The 18772-nt window shown below is 45.0% G+C and carries 18 protein-coding genes and 1 other annotated feature; of the genes, 5 read left to right on the top strand and 13 right to left on the bottom strand.

Features of this window, described 5'->3' with window-relative positions; translation table 11 throughout:
* Window positions 1-25: 25 nt before the first annotated feature.
* The 8 genes from spxA to BLQ44_RS09620 all read right to left on the bottom strand — a co-directional run bounded on the left by spxA (window position 26) and on the right by BLQ44_RS09620 (window position 9030).
* A complete protein-coding gene (gene spxA, locus BLQ44_RS09655; protein WP_093193683.1) occupies window positions 26-421 on the bottom strand; it encodes a transcriptional regulator SpxA in 396 nt (131 codons plus the stop codon).
* A gap of 309 nt (window positions 422-730) precedes the next feature.
* Window positions 731-1318: a GNAT family N-acetyltransferase gene (locus BLQ44_RS09650; RefSeq protein WP_093193682.1), complete on the bottom strand. Its 588-nt coding sequence runs from the start codon at window positions 1316-1318 to the stop codon at window positions 731-733.
* Window positions 1319-1742: 424 nt separating this feature from the next.
* A complete protein-coding gene (locus BLQ44_RS09645) occupies window positions 1743-2951 on the bottom strand; it encodes a putative glycoside hydrolase (RefSeq protein WP_093193681.1) in 1209 nt (402 codons plus the stop codon).
* A 137-nt stretch (window positions 2952-3088) separates the two neighbouring features.
* Window positions 3089-4030, bottom strand: a complete 942-nt coding sequence (locus tag BLQ44_RS09640) for an ABC transporter ATP-binding protein (protein ID WP_093193680.1) — start codon at window positions 4028-4030, stop codon at window positions 3089-3091.
* Window positions 4027-5079 (bottom strand): ABC transporter ATP-binding protein, encoded by a 1053-nt coding sequence (locus BLQ44_RS09635; RefSeq protein ID WP_093193679.1) that lies wholly within the window; start codon window positions 5077-5079, stop codon window positions 4027-4029. The genes BLQ44_RS09640 and BLQ44_RS09635 overlap by 4 nt, the downstream gene beginning before the upstream one ends.
* A 17-nt stretch (window positions 5080-5096) precedes the next feature.
* The gene (gene opp3C / locus BLQ44_RS09630) at window positions 5097-6227 is read right to left on the bottom strand and encodes an oligopeptide ABC transporter permease (protein WP_093193678.1); all 1131 of its coding nucleotides are present in this window, start codon (window positions 6225-6227) and stop codon (window positions 5097-5099) included.
* 6 nt (window positions 6228-6233) lie between these two features.
* Window positions 6234-7160: an oligopeptide ABC transporter permease gene (opp3b, locus tag BLQ44_RS09625; RefSeq protein ID WP_093193677.1), complete on the bottom strand. Its 927-nt coding sequence runs from the start codon at window positions 7158-7160 to the stop codon at window positions 6234-6236.
* A 166-nt stretch (window positions 7161-7326) separates the two neighbouring features.
* Window positions 7327-9030, bottom strand: a complete 1704-nt coding sequence (locus BLQ44_RS09620) for a peptide ABC transporter substrate-binding protein (RefSeq protein ID WP_093193676.1) — start codon at window positions 9028-9030, stop codon at window positions 7327-7329.
* Between the two features lie 277 nt (window positions 9031-9307).
* Here BLQ44_RS09620 and BLQ44_RS09615 point away from each other — a divergent pair, with 277 nt between their 5' ends.
* Window positions 9308-9676, top strand: a complete 369-nt coding sequence (locus tag BLQ44_RS09615) for a DUF3899 domain-containing protein (RefSeq protein ID WP_093193675.1) — start codon at window positions 9308-9310, stop codon at window positions 9674-9676.
* A gap of 52 nt (window positions 9677-9728) precedes the next feature.
* Window positions 9729-9924: a binding site (T-box leader), on the top strand.
* Between the two features lie 59 nt (window positions 9925-9983).
* Entirely contained in the window at window positions 9984-10982 is a 999-nt protein-coding gene (gene trpS / locus BLQ44_RS09610; protein ID WP_093193674.1) for a tryptophan--tRNA ligase, read from the top strand.
* A 25-nt stretch (window positions 10983-11007) separates the two neighbouring features.
* Here trpS and BLQ44_RS09605 read toward each other — a convergent pair whose 3' ends face one another.
* Window positions 11008-11763, bottom strand: coding sequence for a DUF3603 family protein (locus tag BLQ44_RS09605; RefSeq protein ID WP_093193673.1), 756 nt, complete (start codon window positions 11761-11763; stop codon window positions 11008-11010).
* Between the two features lie 405 nt (window positions 11764-12168).
* On the opposite strand from BLQ44_RS09605, the gene BLQ44_RS09595 reads away from it, so the two are divergent.
* Window positions 12169-13146 carry an LCP family protein gene (locus tag BLQ44_RS09595; RefSeq protein WP_093193671.1) on the top strand — a complete coding sequence of 326 codons (978 nt, stop codon included), beginning with the start codon at window positions 12169-12171 and terminating at the stop codon, window positions 13144-13146.
* Between the two features lie 205 nt (window positions 13147-13351).
* Here BLQ44_RS09595 and fabF read toward each other — a convergent pair whose 3' ends face one another.
* The 3 genes from fabF to BLQ44_RS09580 all read right to left on the bottom strand — a co-directional run bounded on the left by fabF (window position 13352) and on the right by BLQ44_RS09580 (window position 17167).
* Entirely contained in the window at window positions 13352-14596 is a 1245-nt protein-coding gene (gene fabF, locus BLQ44_RS09590) for a beta-ketoacyl-ACP synthase II (protein WP_093193670.1), read from the bottom strand.
* Between the two features lie 93 nt (window positions 14597-14689).
* Window positions 14690-15628 carry a beta-ketoacyl-ACP synthase III gene (locus tag BLQ44_RS09585; RefSeq protein WP_093193669.1) on the bottom strand — a complete coding sequence of 313 codons (939 nt, stop codon included), beginning with the start codon at window positions 15626-15628 and terminating at the stop codon, window positions 14690-14692.
* Window positions 15629-16216: 588 nt separating this feature from the next.
* Window positions 16217-17167: a BMP family ABC transporter substrate-binding protein gene (locus BLQ44_RS09580; protein ID WP_245688144.1), complete on the bottom strand. Its 951-nt coding sequence runs from the start codon at window positions 17165-17167 to the stop codon at window positions 16217-16219.
* A gap of 144 nt (window positions 17168-17311) precedes the next feature.
* Here BLQ44_RS09580 and BLQ44_RS09575 point away from each other — a divergent pair, with 144 nt between their 5' ends.
* Both BLQ44_RS09575 and BLQ44_RS09570 read left to right on the top strand, forming a co-directional pair.
* A complete protein-coding gene (locus BLQ44_RS09575) occupies window positions 17312-17488 on the top strand; it encodes a YjzD family protein (protein WP_093193668.1) in 177 nt (58 codons plus the stop codon).
* Between the two features lie 98 nt (window positions 17489-17586).
* Complete coding sequence (locus BLQ44_RS09570; protein ID WP_093193667.1) at window positions 17587-18396, top strand: undecaprenyl-diphosphate phosphatase; 810 nt, start codon at window positions 17587-17589, stop codon at window positions 18394-18396.
* A gap of 51 nt (window positions 18397-18447) precedes the next feature.
* Here the strand turns inward: BLQ44_RS09570 and BLQ44_RS09565 are convergent, their stop codons facing one another.
* Window positions 18448-18759 carry a metal-sulfur cluster assembly factor gene (locus BLQ44_RS09565; protein WP_093193666.1) on the bottom strand — a complete coding sequence of 104 codons (312 nt, stop codon included), beginning with the start codon at window positions 18757-18759 and terminating at the stop codon, window positions 18448-18450.
* Window positions 18760-18772 lie beyond the last annotated feature (13 nt).

The following is an 18772-nucleotide window of genomic DNA, read 5'->3' as shown; positions in this document are numbered from 1 at the left end:
CCATTCAGAGGCATAGCTTTCTTTATTAATTAACGAGACGTTGTGCTTCTTTCAGTTGGAAAGTACGTACGCTTCTCGGTAAGAAACGACGGATTTCATCTTCATTGTAACCAACCTGTAGGCGCTTATCATCGATGATGATCGGGCGGCGCAATAGACCCGGATTATCTTTGATCAAATCGAATAGCTCTTGCATAGGCAGTTGATCGAAATCAGTATCTAATTTTTGGAATACTTTTGAACGTTTGGAAATAATCTCTTCCGTTCCATCTTCCGTCATACGAAGAATTTCTTTGATCTCATCAATCGTAAGCGGTTCTGAGAAAATGTTTCTTTCTGTGTATTCGATATTATGCTCTTCTAACCAGGCTTTGGCTTTGCGGCATGATGTACAGCTCGGTGAGGTATAAAGTGTAACCATGTAGAACTTCACTCCTCATTATATAATATAATCAAACTTTAAGTGACATTGTTTATCAATTTAAAATGAATTTAAATTGCATCCTATGTTCATTATAACACAAAATAGTTCTGAAATCCATATCACTTCTAAAAAAACCACTGCAATAACGGGGATATACTCTTGCTATCAACTGCTTCCCTGTTATTATACCACATACACCCACACCTAAAACCTTCTTAATTAAGATTTTCACAAAGTTTTCATTATCAACTGTTCCCCGCTCATTGAAAAAAGCCCTCTGCATGGACACAGAAGGCTATTATAGGGTCATTTTTTATCATCGAGCTCATCCATCATATTTGTGACGGATCGTTTCTCATCGATTTTCAGTACTTCATCTACAGGCTGATAAGACTTCCCGTAAAATGTTTCATCTTTATACGTATGAATCTCTTCATACATCTGTTTCATCTGCTCGAAGATCTCCTCTTCATCCGCATCCTCCGGAGACCAGTACAAAATCTCGAGCTGACTCCACTCATCCGTGGCCAGCGAGCGTCTTGAGTACCCGATCGATCTGGCATGCGTGAAACCTTCCCTCTGATAGAACCTGAGTCGTTTCTCTGTATCAGAATCCTCATAATCGACCGGTTCCACCTCAAGGATAATCGGCTTGTTCTTCTGTTTCATTTTTTCTATCAGCTTATGACCGAGACCTTCTCCCCGGGCAGCGGCGGATACATACACATAGTCTATAAATACGAAAGTAGGAAATTCCGCATACATCAATACATGCTTTTCACCTTCGTCTTTATGATAGACATCCCCTTTTTCCTTCAAAAGGGTTTCCATGTGTTCCTGAGATTTCATTTCTTCAATTGGAAAATACTGATTAAGCTTCTCAAACCAGTTCATCGATCTACTCCCTTATTCGTAGTCATACTTATTATAACGAAATTCTTTAACTTTGTTAAATGACCTGGAAAAGTGGAGACATCCCGCTTAGAAACTTCAGTCATAAGCGACTTGGTCAACGAAAGGTGTTCTTTCCCTTTCTTTGATCCGAGTCGCTTATGGCTCGAGTTTCTGGATGTCGCAACTAGATCAAGAAAAGTGGAGACACCCCGCTTAGAAATCTTAGGCATAAGTAGACCTGTCAGATGAGAAGCGCTCTTTCTTTTCTCTTATCTGGGCTACTTATGCCTCGGATTTCTGGGTGATGCAACTAGACAACGGAAAAGTGAAGACATCCCGCTTAGAAGTTCGAGCATCTACATATAGAAAAAACCTCTTTCCAGTATATACAAAAAGCCACCGGAATATCCGGCGGCTTTCGTGATTAAGGCGTATAGTCTACTCCTTTGGTATAGCTGTTCCCTGCGTTCCAGAGAAGAAATTCCTCGATACCATTCTCGTTAAGAGCACGGATCTGTGCTTCGACTTCCTGCTTCCCATATTGCTTGGTAGCTCCTGAATAAAGCCACGGAGCTTCAAAGTCCTGGATCCATGGACGGGAAGTTGGTGCCTCCTCTAAGGTGGCGAGACGTTCATTCTCGACCTTCGCATATTCATCAATCAGACGATACGGTTCTGTGTCCGGCTTACTTATACCGAAGGAAGGCCCCCAGTGACTCGGATAAATCATAGAGGAAATGACATCAACGTTCGATGAAATCTTCGAGAAGTTCTGACCGATATTCGGCTCTTCCGGTACAACTGCGGAGTACCCGAAGATATCTACAGCTACATCCACATCATAATTGCGAAGGGACTCGCGCGCATAGGCTACGAAATCAGTCACAGCATTCACCCGCTGTTGTACATCATTTACACCTTCGACATTATAATCGCCTTTCCCGTATTGAAGCTCATCATCTCTTGATGCGAACCCTTCAGGGAACCGTACGTAATCGAACTGAATTTCTTTAAAGCCTAACTCTGCAGCCATCTTTCCGACTTCCACATTGTATTCCCAGACTTCTTTTTCAAATGGGTTCACGAACGCTTCGCCTTTTCCGTTTCTCCAGATTTGGCCGTTCCGTTGGAATGAAAGATCCGGTCGTTCTTCTGCAAGCACGTTATCCTTGAAAACGACGACTCGCGCAATCGGATAGATACCTTGTTCTTCGAGGTCTTCAAGAATGGCTCGGGGGTCATCCATGACACTTTCATAACGACCTTCGAACATTTCTTTGTACTTTTCGTTATGTGGTTCAAGCATAATATTTCCATGGTCTTCTTTCACATCGATGACCATCGCATTCAAGTCCGTAGAACCTACGAGTTCCTTCAACTCAGACATTCTCGATCCTGCTGCGGAGTTTGCTGTTACGTAGATGCCTCGGACAGCATCAGGGTATGTAAAATCGAGTCCGGAGTCATATAAAAAGCGCTGAATCTTATCTGGAAGCGGAAGTTCTTTCATTCCCACTTCTTTCTTCGCTACTTCTTTTCCCGGAAGTTCTTCTCCCTCTTCCGCATGAACTACGGAGGCAAAACCGAATACCATAAACAAAGCGAGCAACATCTTAAGGTGCAAATATTTCATCTCTAACCGTCCCTTACCAGATTTTTTCTCTTCCTTCATTATATAAGATTTTCAGGATAAATGAACAGTCATTTTCCATATTTTTAAGAAAAAAATCAGAAAAAGGCCGCTCTTCCATTAAGAGCGGCCTCCTTCCTTCAGGATACCGGAAAATCTTTTTGGTATTTCTCCATTTCTTTCTGTGTGCAAAGAACCCAATGATTTGGGCGTACTTCCCGAAATTCCGGCTCTTCGCTCTGATCATGATCACTCGGATCATAGTTGAAACGTCGGCGGTTCCGTTCGTAGTCCGGATCCGGTAGTGGAATCGCTGATAAAAGCGACTGGGTATACGGGTGCATAGGATTTTTGTACAACTCATCAGCATCCGCAAGCTCTACCATTTTACCGAAATACATAACGCCGATCCGGTCACTGATATATTTCACCATAGACAAATCGTGAGCGATGAACAAGTACGTCAACCCTTTTTCCGCCTGAAGTTTCTTCAGCAGGTTTACGACCTGTGCCTGAATGGAAACGTCCAGAGCCGAAATCGGTTCGTCTGCGATGATGAAACTCGGATCCACAGCAAGGGCGCGGGCAATTCCGATACGCTGACGCTGTCCGCCACTGAATTCGTGGGGATATCGGTTAGCGTGGTCCTCATTCAAACCTACCGTCTCAAGCAGATCTACGACGATTTCCTTTCGCTCCTGATCATTGGAAGCCAGGCCATGGACATCAATACCTTCTGCAATAATGTCCTCGACTTTCATACGTGGATTCAAAGATGCATAAGGATCCTGGAAGATCATTTGCATCTCGCGGTTGAACCGCTTCAATTCATCTTTATTCTTTACGCTGTGGACATCTTCTCCGTTGAATCGGACTTCTCCGTCAGTGGCATCGTACAAGCGGATGATGGTTCGTCCTGTTGTGGATTTCCCGCAACCGGACTCTCCCACCAGACCGAATGTCTCTCCTTTATAGATATCGAAGTCAAGACCGTCCACCGCTTTGATGACACCTTTTCTTCCGGATTTAAAGTGCTGTTTCAAGTTATTGATTTCTAGCAATTTTTCCTTGGTAGTACTCATACTTTATCTCCTTCCGAACGCTCACGGGCCATACCCTTCATACGATCCTGTACACTTTTCGGCGGTTCTGTATGAGGAGCATGCTCATGAAGTAGCCAAGTCGCTGCATAATGATCGTCCGATACCTTGAACATCGGTGGCTCCTGTTCGAAATCGATCTTCATTGCATGATCGCTTCGTGGAGCAAAAGCGTCCCCTTTCGGAGGGTTCAGCAAGTCGGGTGGAGAACCGGGGATGGCATATAGTTCGTCCTCTGTACTCTCGAGAGAAGGCATAGAACCGAGCAGTCCCCATGTGTATGGATGCTTCGGATTGTAGAAGATATCATCCACTTTTCCGATCTCCACGATTTTACCTGCGTACATGACCGCGACTCTATCTGCGACGTTTGCTACGACACCAAGGTCGTGCGTGATAAAGACGATCCCTGAATCCATTTCCTTCTGGATGTCCTTCATCACTTCAAGAATCTGCGCCTGAATCGTTACGTCAAGAGCGGTAGTCGGTTCGTCCGCCAGAAGAAGCTTCGGATTACAGGCAAGAGCAATCGCGATTACAACACGCTGACGCATTCCACCAGAGAACTGGTGAGGATACTGTTTGATGCGCTGTTCAGGGTTAGGTATCCCTACAAGCTTCAACAACTCAAGAGCCCGTTCTCTCGCTTCCGATTTACTCTTCTTCTGGTGCTTGATCAGTCCCTCCATGATCTGGTTTCCGACTTTCATCGTCGGGTTCAGGGACGTCATCGGATCCTGGAAAATCATTGCGATGTCTTTCCCGCGGATATTCGCCAGTTCCTTATCTTTCATTTTCGTCAAATCTTTACCTTCAAAAAGGATTTCTCCTTCTTTGATACGACCCGGCGGCTGTGGGATAAGACCCATAAGCGCTTTGGTCGTTACGGATTTGCCGGAGCCGGACTCCCCTACGATGGCGAGCGTCTCCCCTTTTTTCACACTGAAATCTACACCTCGAACTGCTTTGACTTCCCCGCCGTAGGTGTCAAAAGATACGTGCAGGTTATTTACTTCGAGTAAGTTTTCCATGTTGTAACACCTACCTCCTATTCGCGCATCTTCGGATCGAATGCATCACGAAGACCATCTGCTAGTACGTTAAACCCAATCATTAATATCGACAGGACAAGAGCCGGCCAGAACAGGATGAACGGGTAAATCTGAAGTGATTTGAACCCTTCATCGATAAGCGTACCGAGAGAGGCTTGAGGCGTCGGCAGCCCAAGTCCGATAAAGCTCAAGAATGCTTCAAAGAAAATGGCCGAAGGAATTGTGAACATCGTATTGATGATGATCAATCCCATGACGTTCGGCACAAGGTGCTTACGGATCACACGTCCATCCGAAGAACCGAGCGTTTGTGAAGCAAGTACGAATTCCTGACTTTTCAGTTTCAATACCTGCCCCCGCACGATACGTGCCATCGGTATCCACCCGGTAATGACTAGTGCGATGGTAATCGACAGAATCCCGGGATCCATGATCAGAATCATCAGAACGACGACAACAAGGTTCGGAATACCTGTGATGATTTCAATGAAACGTTGCATGTAGTTATCCACACGTCCGCCGTAGTAAGCGGAAATACCACCATAGGCAACCCCGATGACCATATCAATAGCTGCTGCTAAGAGAGCGATATAAAGGGAAATACGCGTACCTTCCCATACCCTGGTCCATTGGTCACGTCCGAGTCCGTCGGTACCGAACCAGAAATTATTTTCTATATCTTTTGCGGCATAAGGATCATGGATGGCTTCTACTCTAGCCTGACCACCATCAGATCCGTCACTCAATACGTTGATCTCCGTATTTTCTTCATCATTTTTGAAGCGGGCGAGCGCATCTGCCTGAGCATCTTCCACCGTTTCTCCTTCTTCTACTGTGGACAACGTACCATCCATGCCCAACCAGCCGAGACCTTCGACTTTGGCAGGGATTTTCGCTCGGCCAAGATCCTGCTCGTTCGCCGTATATTCATTCATATATGGGCCGAAGATGGCCATGAATGCAATGAGAATCAAGAGGACGAGCCCTACCATAGCTGCTTTATTTTTACGTAGGCGAATCATCGAATCTTTCCAGAACGAAAGACTCGGTCTGCCTATCTCATGCTGTTCTTCTTCTTCGCGTTCGACAGGTACAAATAAATCTTTTGAAGGTTTATGATTTTCCATACTCAATTAATCTCCTTCTGTCAGTCTGATTCTCGGATCAATGAGCCCGTATAACAGGTCAATGATCAGGATGATAAGGATGAACAGGAATGAGAAGAAAAGTGTCGTCCCCATGATAATCGGGTAATCATTAGTATTGATCGATTTGACGAACTGCTCCCCGATTCCTGGCACCGAGAAAATGTTTTCGATTACGAGTGTACCTGTCATAAGGCTGACGGCAAGCGGGCCTATGATAGTTACAAGCGGGATTAGAGCATTACGGAGACCGTGCTTGAACACGACACCGAAACGGTTGACCCCTTTCGCCCTTGCCGTTGTAATAAAGTCTGAACCCAGGACTTCAAGCATTTCTGTCCGCATGTAACGGGCAGCAATTGCAATTGGGAAGATGGCCAACGCAATGGTTGGTAAGACGGTATATTCCCAGCCTTCCCAAAGAGCAACTGGAAAGAGCCCCCATTGAACGCCTAGATAGAATTGAAGAATACCAGCGAATACGAAAGACGGAATCGACTTACCTACAACTGCAATGAAAGTAGAACCGTAATCGAGGAAACCATTATGATAGATAGCCGCTATCAAACCGAGCAGCATCCCTATGATAGTACCGAATAGGAGCGCCTGTGCCCCGAGTGTCATAGATGGTCCCATTCTTTCAAGTAAAATCGTTGATACTTCTCTATTATCGAACTGGAAGGACAATCCTAAATCTCCCTGAAACAGTCCAGTGATATAGTTGAAATACTGAACAGGAACCGGATCATTCAATCCGTATTTTTCAAGAACGATTGCCTGCTGTTCTTCCGAAAGCTTATCCGCCGCACTTAGAGGCGTACCCGGTAGAAGCTTCATCAGGAAGAAAGTCAGTGTAGCAATCAAAAGCAACGTAATGAACATATAGACGAGACGTTCCAAAATGTAACGCACCATATGCCGACACCTCCTGTGTGTGTTTATAAAGTTCCCATCTTGTCGGTAATTGACTGAAAGTTCCGTATTATCGGAAAAATTCCTTAACAGGGAAAAAGAGAGCATACGTCCAGTGACATATACTCTCTCCTTCATTACAGCCTATATAAAGTTAAGAATGTTCGAATTACTTACCTTCGATATAAGCATACTTGTACGTATAGTCAGCACCCATAGGGTTTACATATACACCTTTAACATAAGGCTTCTGTAGCTGAGCAAGACTACGCTGATAAAGTGGAGCAAGTACAGCGTCATCCATTAGAAGCTTCTCTGCTTCAAGGAAGTTGTCCCAACGAGCTTCCGGCTCTTGTGCAAGATCCGTGTTCGCTTCGTTGATCAGGCTGTCATACTCTTCACTTGCGTAACCAGTATGGTTGTTTCCGCCATCCGTCAACCACATGTTAAGGAACGTGTTAGGATCGATGTAGTCAGGACCCCAACCGGCAAATTGAAGCTGGTAGTTCATGTTCGTGTCGCGCTCAAGACGTACTTCGAAAGGTACGGATGATACGTTGACTGTAAGACCTTCCAGCTGCTCAAGTTGGTCTTTGATATAAGCATCAAGTTTCTTAGCAGTTTCTGTGTCTCCACCAAGATATTCTAGTTCGATAGAATCCATACCAAGCTCTTCTTTTGCAGTAGCCCAGTGTTCTTTCGCTTTCTCAAGATCGTAAGTGACAAGGTCTCCGTTCATTTCACGGAAGCCTTCATCAGTACCAGGGCTTGAGACGAAACCTTCAGGCATATGTCCAGTTGAAGGTTTAGAACCGTTGTTAAGAATAACGTCTGTCATGTCTTGCTTATTGATTGCGTATTGAATCGCTTTACGTGCATTTACGTTGGAAAGAATATCACCAGTCTGGTTCATCTTAAGATAGAACAAAGTAGGTTCATCTTTGATCTGGAATTCTTCGGAAGAACGGTACTCATCGACAAATTCAGAAGATAAGTTAGTCCGATCAATTTCTCCGGAGTTGTAAAGGTTGACACCTGTTGCGGTATCTTTTACAACGTTCACGTTGATTTCATCAAGCTGAACATTTTCAGCATCCCAGTATTCTTCGTTTTTCACTACTGTCCAGCCTTCACCCTGATCCCAGGATTCAAACTTGAAAGGACCGTTGGATAGAAGACTTTCAGCTTCCTGCGCATAGCTGTCGCCTTGTTCTTCAACGAAGGACTGATTAAGTGGCAGGAATGTACCGAACGCTGTAAGAGATTCGAAATATGGTGTCGGTTGTTCCAGCTGAACTTCTAGCGTGTAGTCATCAACAGCTGTTACACCAAGTTCGCTGACTTCCATTTCACCAGTGGATATTGCTTCTGCGTTTTTAATTACACCGCTCATCATATATGGACCGTACTCGGAACCAGTGTCCGGGTTCACGGCACGTTGCCATGCATAAACAAAGTCATTAGCAGTTACAGGGTCACCGTTGGACCAATTTGCATCTTCACGAAGGTTAAATGTGTATGTTGTACCATCTTCACTCATCGTGTGATCTTTTGCGATACCTGGCTCTGCGTTCGCGTTCTCATCAAGACGATAAAGTCCGTCTTTCGTAGATCCTAGCCATTGGAATGCAACCGTATCTGTTGCCATGGATGAATCCATTGTAGGGATATCTGCAGTGTCACTCAGGTTCAACACCTGTTCGCTGTCACCGCTTGTCCCTTCTTCCCCTTCATTACCTTCTTGCTGTTCTGTGTCTTCTGATCCTTCGCCGCTACCATCGTCAGCGCTCTCGTCGCCTCCGCCGGAGCAGGCAGCCAGGAACATGCTTAGAGCCAGTGCTAGCACTAGCAATAGCCAATTCGACTTCTTCATGTGGAAAAGACCTCCCCTTAAAATAAATATATTCTGAAAATTCAGCGGTTCGAACAACCCGCAATATGAATTATACAAGTTTTCTTAAAATTTTGCATTAATTTTTTAAAACTTTTTTAAAGAATCCCCGGCGTGAATGCGTATACACTCATCTATTTGAGTCGAAAGAACTATGCTTTGTTGCAATATAATTACAATTACAGGTCATTAATTTTCTATGAAAGGACACAATTCAATGCTATAATGATGTCGATTTTAATTAAAAAGAGGTGTAATTGTGGAAGTAATCAAAAGACCACCTGTCGTCGTTTTGTTGAATTTCCTTATTGCCAGCGTTATGTTTCTTATGAATGCACCTGAGTATACCTTGTTCTACTACATCAACTCCGTTTTTTACATTGTGTTTTTCTACTTGTTCGTAGCCCTTCTTATGTGGGTGATCCGTGGAAAGTTCTTCGACGGCGTTACCTACAGCTTTCGCAGGTTTTACAGTAAAGTGTCGAAGCAACGTGATTATCTGGAAGAATGGAAGGAAAAACCCCTCCCTTCCGATACCATCAACCACTCATGGCTCAGGATGTTTTTCTTCCATGGCAGTCTCATGCTTATCGCTATGCTTCTTCTGCTTGCGATCTACTATGTATAAGTTGCAAAATCGTCCCCGATTCCTTATACTTTTATCACGATGAAATAAAGAGTAAGAAACGTTGATGAAAGATGAGTACGTGTAATCATCTCAAGCGATAGAGACGCTGTGGTTGGTGCAAACAGCGGAGATATTATGCAGAACCTGGGCTTTCGGAGTTTTTCGTAGATCGGCGTTAACGATATAAAGATGGCTGCATGTGAGAGATGCAGCAATCAGGGTGGTACCGCGAAGCATTCGTCCCTGCACAGGCAGAGACGGGTGCTTTTTTTGTACCTTATTTTCAATAGTAAAAGGAGAGATATGTATGTCCGTCATTTTTTCAGGTATTCAGCCAAGTGGTACATTGACGCTCGGCAACTACCTCGGAGCTCTGAAACATTTCGTCGATTTGCAGGAGGATAATCACTGTTATTTCTGCATCGTCGACGAGCACGCAATCACTGTACCGCAGGATCGACTGAAGCTGAGAGACAACATCCGTTCCCTGGCAGCCCTTTATCTGGCCGTCGGAATCGACCCTTCGAAATCGACATTATTCATCCAGTCTGAAGTTCCTGCGCATACCCAACTGGGATGGATGCTACAGTGCGTCAGCTACATCGGAGAACTTGAACGGATGACCCAGTTCAAGGATAAATCACAAGGAGGAAAAGAGGGAGTTTCTTCCGGTCTCCTCACCTACCCTCCTCTGATGGCATCTGATATTCTTCTTTATCAGACCGAGGTCGTACCAGTGGGCGACGACCAGAAACAGCATCTCGAGTTGACAAGGAATCTGGCCGAACGCTTCAACAACAAGTTCAATGATATCTTCACGGTACCTGAAGTCAGCATACCGAAGGCGGGTGCTCGCATCATGTCCCTGCAGCAACCTACGAATAAGATGAGCAAGTCTGATGACAATCAGAAAGCGTTCATTTCCATGCTTGATGATGAAAAGACGATCCGCAAAAAAATCAAGAGTGCCGTCACTGATTCGGAAGGCATCGTCGAGTATGATCCTCAGAATAAACCGGGAATCTCCAACTTGCTTACCATATATTCCGTATGTTCCGGCCGCTCTATTGATGAGCTGGTGGAAGCGTACGAAGGGAAGGGGTACGGAGATTTCAAAACGGATGCCGGAGAAGCGGTCGTCGGGGTCCTTTCACCGATTCAGACACGCTATTATGAACTTCTGGAATCCGAAGAACTGGACCAGATTCTCGACCAGGGCGCTGCACAGGCTAATCGCTCCGCCGAGAAAACACTCAAGAAAGCGAAAAAAGCGATGGGCCTTGGCCGCGTACACAGAAAAAGATGACCCATCAAAAAAGCCGGAACTGTTCTCAGTTCTGGCTTTTCGCTTTCTCTTCTTTGTGTTCCTGTTTCCATAAGGACTCGAAGAAAGCCTGTCCTCTTATCAGCTTCTGACAAAATTCTTCGTGCTGCATACTCCAGCCTTCTTTCGTTTCCTTGTACAACATCTTCCATGCCTGTTTCGGCTTGATCGATTTGATGAATGGATAATACTCTGGATTCCACTCCGTAAGCCAATACCTCAGTTCTTCCTCGTGTTCCGTATACTTAAGTTGATCGAGAGCCATCATCAGAACCTGCTTCAATTGCCTTTCCCTTCTTGTCAAACCGGCCATGGCAGCAGGAGGAAGAGATAGAATGTGATAGTCTTTTGCGATTTTCCGTTTGCTTCTGAGCGGTAAGACATTCATGTTTTCGACCATGTCGAGCACTTGCCTTTCATGACGTGGGATTAGGCGACTCTTTTTCACCGGAATATTATACCCGAGCGTATCAAAGGCAATGACATCTTTCCCGTTTGAAACGATAGCCGCATGCTCTACCGGATACGTCTTTTGATTTTTCTTCATGCGTGTCTGTTTGTAGATGAGAAAAAGAAGTTTCTTCGGCAAATCCTGCAGATCATTTTCGATGAATTCATACAATTCCTCTTCCACTTTCACTACAGGGATACGGTCAAGAAGTTCAATCTTGTCTTTCTTTCTCCATTCGTGGAAACGGCAGACATTATAACTGTTTTCTTCTCCTTCGAACCAATTTACCCATACATCATGTATCAGCTGCATATCAGCACCCTCACTTTCTTACCTTCTTTCCTTAGGCATCAGTATGACCATCCTTTTCATTTTTATTCCATCTCCTATAGCTCGATTTTCCAAATAGCTAAGAGCATCACAGCCAGTCCTATGAAAAAAAGCACACACTCCGGACGCGTGAATATCATGTATACGAAACTCTTCCATCCAAGGCCTGCAGGTATAAGGTTAAGATATGTTATCGTGACCGTTCCTCCTGAGACGGCAAGACCGAACCCTATTAAAAATAAGAAAAACCACACAGATTTTCCTCCTGTTTTTCGTATTTCTCTATGATATGGGACAACCAGCCGTTTCATACCTAACTTGTCCTTTACTTATCCCGGAATTCACGGTACATTTAAATTGGAGGTTTATGGAGAAAGGAGAATCATTATGGCTCCAAGCCGCGCACTGCGCAGACGAAAAAGAAGGAAACGAAAGCGTAAGCTACTCGTCGCGCTTCTTATGATCATGACCCTGACAGTAGCAGGTTACACTGCTGTCGAATACATCAACGGAAAACAGAATGCTGAAGGGAAATCTTCTGCAAATGCGGAAGACACTCTCGAAAAAGAAAAGAGCGAATATGCCAAAGAATGGAACGGCACCGATAACGGGGACGGAAAAACGAATGTCCTTCTTCTCGGAAGCGACCAGCGTGAGAACGAAGAAGCCCGTACGGACACGATTATGATCGCTCAGTATGAACCTGGAGAACAATCTGCAAAACTCGTATCTCTGATGAGAGATACGTACGTAAAGATTCCAGGGCATGGGTACAATAAGATCAACGCCGCCTTCGCTATCGGAGGCCCCGAACTCATGAGAAAAACCATCAAAGAAAACTTCGGTGTGGAAATGGAATATTTCGCAGTTGTCGACTTCGACGGCTTCACCGAAATTGTTGATACCATCGCTCCTAACGGTCTGGAAATAGATGTGGAGAAGGATATGTATTATCAAGACAGTACTGGAATCATCGACCTTGAGGAAGGTACACAAAAACTATCAGGAAAAGAACTTCTCGGATATGCCAGATTCCGGAAAGACCAGGAAGGCGATTATGGACGTGTGAGACGTCAGCAACAGGTCATCAGCCGTCTAAAGGAAGAACTCATTTCCTTAAACGGGGTTCTGAAAGCTCCCCGCCTGATCGGAACAGTGCAACCATATATGGATATGAACATCGGAACAGGAAAGACCCTTTCGCTTGGAAAGGATTTTCTCCTTAATCCGGTAGAAGACATCGAAAAACTTCGAATCCCGACAGATGAAAACGTCTGGAACGAACGGAAAGAATATCCGATCGGCCTGGTGCTCGCTCATGATGAAGAGAAAACGAAAGAAACGATCCAGGAATTCTTGAAATAAAAAGTGGAGAAGCCCGTTTAGAAGTTCTAACATAAGCGGACGGTTCTGGCTTCGGATGCTTTTTTCCGAAACAGAAGTGGCCGCTTATGTTATGGACTTCTGGGCTTCAGAGCTAGATTATGAAGTAAAAAGCGGAGCCATCCCGCTTAAACACCTAATCAAAAAATCCTTTCCCACCGTTCGGGAAAGGATTTTTTGTTATTCATTATTTTTCCTTATATTCTTCAAAAATGAGCGCTACGTTATGCCCGCCGAAACCGAGGGAGTTACTCATGATCTTGCTGACCTTCTGTTCTCTCGCTTCATTAGGGACATAATCCAGATCACAGTCAGGGTCCGCTTCTTCATAATTGATCGTCGGTGGAAGAATACTTTCGTTGATAGCTTTTAGGGAAATGATCGCTTCTACAGCTCCGGCTGCTCCAAGCAGATGGCCGGTCATCGATTTCGTCGAAGACATCGCCAACTTGTAAGCATGATCTCCAAACACAGACTTCGTCGCGATCGTTTCGAATTTATCGTTCAACTCTGTTGAAGTACCGTGTGCATTGATATAGTCGATATCTTCTTTCTCCAGACCAGAATCCTGAAGAGCCTGTGTCATCGCACGTGCCGCACCTTCGCCTTCCGGAGCGGGAGCTGTAATGTGATGGGCATCCCCGGTCGAACCATAACCGGTCAATTCTCCGTAGATTTTCGCTCCACGTTTTTTCGCGGATTCAAGTGTTTCAAGAACCACAATACCGGCTCCTTCTCCCATTACGAAGCCATCTCTGTTCTTATCGAACGGACGGCTGGCGGTGTGAGGGTCTTCATTCAGCGAAAGTGCTCTAGCCGAGGAGAACCCTGCGAAAGCCATTTGGATCATCGGTGCTTCTGTTCCTCCGGCAATCATGATGTCCGCATCGCCACGCTGGATGACTTTAAAGGCATCCCCGATAGAATTCGCTCCTGAAGCACAGGCCGTAACGGTACAGGAATTGATCCCTTTTGCTCCGAGAGAAATCGATACTTGTCCAGCTGCCATGTCAGGTATCATCATCGGAATGAAGAATGGGCTCACCCGACGATATCCTTTCTTCTGGAACTTTTCGAATTCTGATTCGTATGTTCCCATACCACCTATACCTGAGCCGATCCATACGCCCGTACGAGGAGCGATATCTTCCGTGATTTCAAGGTTGGCGTCTTCTACAGCCATCTGAGAAGCAGCCATTGCATACTGGACAAACGGGTCCATGCGGCGTGCTTCTTTTTTATCCATATATACAGACGGATCGAAGTCCTTCAATTCAGCAGCAACCGAAACCGGATACTGTTCCGGATCCATCTTCGTCATTGGTCCTACCCCGGATTTTCCGCTCTTTATATTACTCCATGTATCGTCTACGTTGTTACCGAGCGGTGTAACAGCACCCAGCCCGGTAACGACAACTCGTTTGTTATCCATTGTTTCATCCTCCTTCAGGAAATTCGTAAGTTGCTATTCAGGAAAAACTCATATCCTGCCGATTCTCTTCAACAAGACAATCGTCATTCTGCATTATTTTCCCCAGCGAAGTGCTACGGCTCCCCACGTCAATCCTCCACCGAATCCGACGAGAACGACAAGGTCTCCTTCTTTGATTTTACCTGCTTTCACTTCTTCTGACAAAGCGACAGGAATCGACGCAGAAGATGTATTGCCGTATCTCCTGATAGCCGTTGACATCTTCTCCGCAGGAATACCGAGGCGCTCTCTTGCAGCTTCCATGATACGGATATTCGCCTGGTGTGGTACTAGAAAGTCGACGTCTTCTTCCTTCAGACCGATCTTCTTCACCACGTTTACAGAAGATTCTGGCATCTGACGTACCGCAAACTTGAATACTTCTCTGCCATTCATTTGGATAGCATCTTGCTGATCCTGATACAGATGTCCACCGCCTGAACCGTCAGCCCCCAGTTCGAAAGAGAGGATCCCTTTATCTTCTTCTACAGGTCCGATGACAGCTGCTCCAGCCGCATCCCCGAAAAGGACACAAGTATTTCTGTCTTTCCAGTCGGTAATCTTGGAAAGCTTCTCCGCTCCGACTACAAGAACATTCTTATAGGCTCCGGTATCGATGAACTGCTGGGCAGTGATCACTCCGTACATGAACCCGGCACAAGCCGCTCCTACATCCATAGCAGCTGCGTTCGTTGCTCCAAGCTGATGCTGCAGCATAGCAGAAACGGAAGGGAAAGGCTGATCAGGTGTCACCGTCGCTACGATAATCATATCCAACTCTTCCGCTTTTACTCCTGAATCTTCGATAGCGGATGTTGCAGCTTTGTAAGCCATGTGAGAAGTATCTTCTCCGTCCGCAGCGACTCTTCGCTCTTCGATTCCGGTACGCGTACGGATCCATTCATCATTCGTATCCACAATCTTCTCCATGTCTTTGTTCGTAAGCACCTTCTCCGGCGTATAATGACCGATTCCTAGAAATCCTGCGTTCATATATTCATCCCCTTAAGGTATAATCTAATCTTATGACTTGGTACTAATTTTAATGTAAAACCACTCCCCCTGCAAGCTTTTAAAATGAAATGTGAAATCACCCCGCTTAGAAACTCAGTCATAACTGGACCGGTCAGTTGAAAGGCGTTTTTCCTTTCACTGATCCGGTCCAGTTATGGCTCGGGTTTCTGGGTGATGCAGCTAGACATGAAATGTGGAGCCATCCCGCTCAGAAGTTCTGAGCTAAGCAGACCTATCAGACAAAAAGGGCCCTTTCTTTTTTCTGATTGGGCTGCTTGGCTCATGGGCTTCTGGATGGCGCAGCTAGACAAATGAAATGTGGAGAAGCCCGTTCAGAAGCTCTAATATAAGCGGGCGAGCCTGACTACCTTCCCAGACACAAGAATGCTACAAAATTACGAAGCAAACAGTCAAAAGCGCCTCAAATCTAAGATAATGAAACAATAATGCTCCCCTTACTTCTAAACTATTCCATAAACAGGTTTATTAGACACTTTCACGATAAAATCAAGAGAAACTGTACCATACTCTCAGCAATTAATCGCGCCATAAAAATAACCGAACCGGTCATGGCCGGTTCGGCAATTCTCCACTATCTTTATATTCATTTATATCTTTTTCTATATCACTCTGCACGGAAGGAGGGACTTCAGGGCTGAACTCTCCTAATGAAATCGCGTCATTCCCGAAATCATAGGTGTATTTCTTCCCTTCAAGATCTCCGTCCATCACTAATTCCATCGTAGAGACATAGAGCTGATCCACATGTTGAACTGTACTCGTCAACACAGACCGCGCTCCTAAATCGGACTGGTCCATGACATAGCCGATCGAGTAGTGCCCATCTCTCTCTGCCTGTTGGATGATTTGTGCGGAGAACTGATCCCCTGCCGGATAAAAGACATCTACATCCAGCGCTTCCATCTCACGGTAAATTTCATAAGCACGTTTCGTGTTGTCCCAACTATTCGTGAAATTGACATGCACACTGGCATCAGGGCTGACGTGTTTCACGCCTTCATAAAACCCTTCGACTTCAGGTTGCCAACTGAATGATGCAATCATCCCGATTTTATTCGTTTCTGACATTTCAGCAGCGACCATACCTCCGAAAAAACCCATAGCCGTCGAATCGAAATTGATGCTCGTTACATTATCAGCTACGTAATCTCCATTGAAATAGATGAATTGCACATCCGGGTAGTCCCCGTGCAGTTCCTGAAAATATTCCCCGTAGGAATTACTGTGACCGAAAATCACTTTCGTTCCATTTTCCACCAGTTCCTGTACTGCTAAAGATGTCTTCTGATAGGTATCAATGCCTTCTTTATGATAAATGTCGACGTCATAGTTCTCTTCGATCGATTTCAGCCCTTTGTATCCTTTTTGTCCCCAGGCCTGGTCTTCGACGGATGTTTCTACCAGCATCCCGACTCTCTCCGTCTGGGTGCCGCTTACATTATAGGCACATCCACTTAATATGATGATCATGAGTATCGATGCTAATGTCCGAATCACATAAACACTCCTATACACGGTATCGTATCATCTTTATTTTACACATACCGCTACCTAAGTGCAAAGTTTGTTTTTATGTTTTATTTATTGTCCTTTCTTTGGTACTATTGTTTATAAGAATGTACATAAATGAGGTGAATGATAATGCGTTTTCTTTACACGATTTTCTGGTCATTTGTATTCAGTTTCATGACTGCCTATGTAGTCAGTAACATGAACCAGGCCGATTTCTCTTTTCTCCAGGTCATCATGATGACTATCGTATTCACCGTTGGAGTCGTTTTACTGGCGGATGTAGGACTCAAAGAGGAAGAAGCTTAAAAGGAGCGCGCCGATGCGCTTCTTTTTTTTAATGGAAAGATGGAAAAGAAACACATATAATAGAGCAGTAGTTTTTTTATGAAGGAGGCTTCTTCACAGTGGAAGCAATATGGTTATGGATCAAATACTTATTACTCGGTATATTTCAGGGCTTCACAGAGCCGATTCCGATTTCTTCAAGCGGGCACCTGGTAATCTTACAGGAAATCATATCATTGAAAGATGAAGGTCTCGACTTTCTCGTTCTCGTCAATTTCGGTTCTCTGATTGCTGTTCTTATGATTTATCGGAAAGATATTCTGCGTCTGTTCCAAAACGGACTCGGTTATCTTTTGAAACAGGACAAGGCATACAAAGATGATTTCGATTTCATCCTTTATCTGATTGTCGCAACCATTCCAGCTGGCGTCCTCGGAGTCGTCTTCGGAGATTATATCGACAGTAATCTTGATGCCGTATGGATTGTAGGTGCGACACTTCTCGTCACCGGGCTGGCTTTGTGGATCATACGTAATATTCGCGGTAATAAAAATGATAGAAGCCTCACGATGAAAGACGCTGTTATCGTTGGGCTGGCTCAAGGGGTAGCACTGATCCCTGGAATCAGCCGTTCCGGAGCGACCATCGTGGCAGCCATGCTACTGGGTATGAAACAGGAAACCGCCTTACGCTTCTCTTTCCTTCTTTTCATCCCTGTCAGTCTTGGATCGATGCTTCTCTCTCTTGAAGATATCCTCGGTGCGAAAAGTGGACAGATGTGGACAGCTTATATGCTTGCCTTTGTAGGCTCGATTATCGCTTCCTATTATTCACTGAGGTGGTTCATGAACGTCATGGCCAACGGCAACCTGAAATATTTCGCTTACTACTGTTTCATCGTCGGACTTCTTGTACTGATGTTCCTCTAGAAGATAATAGAAAAAGCTTCCCTCAAGCGGGAAGCTTTTTTGCTATTCTTATTAATCCGGAATCCCAAGAGCGATTTTTGCATAACGGCTCATGCGATCTTTGCTCCAAGGCGGGTTCCATACGATATTCACCTGGATTTCTTCGATTTCAGGAAGATCGGAAAGCGCGCGCTTCACGTCCTGTTCGATATGACCAGCCAACGGGCACCCCATTGCTGTGAGTGTCATCGTCACAACAGCTTTCCCTTCTTCATCTACATCTACTCCGTAAACGAGTCCAAGGTTTACGATATCTATACCGAGTTCCGGGTCAATAACGTTCTCCAAAGCACCCATTGCATTTTCTTCAAGTGCAGTAGTCATTGCTCAACCTCCT

The sequence above is a fragment of the Salimicrobium halophilum genome, from assembly GCF_900100295.1.
Classification (GTDB): domain Bacteria; phylum Bacillota; class Bacilli; order Bacillales; family Halobacillaceae; genus Salimicrobium; species Salimicrobium halophilum.
The sequence above is the reverse complement of the archived record's forward strand: the minus strand, read 5'-3'. Positions and strand labels throughout refer to the sequence as shown.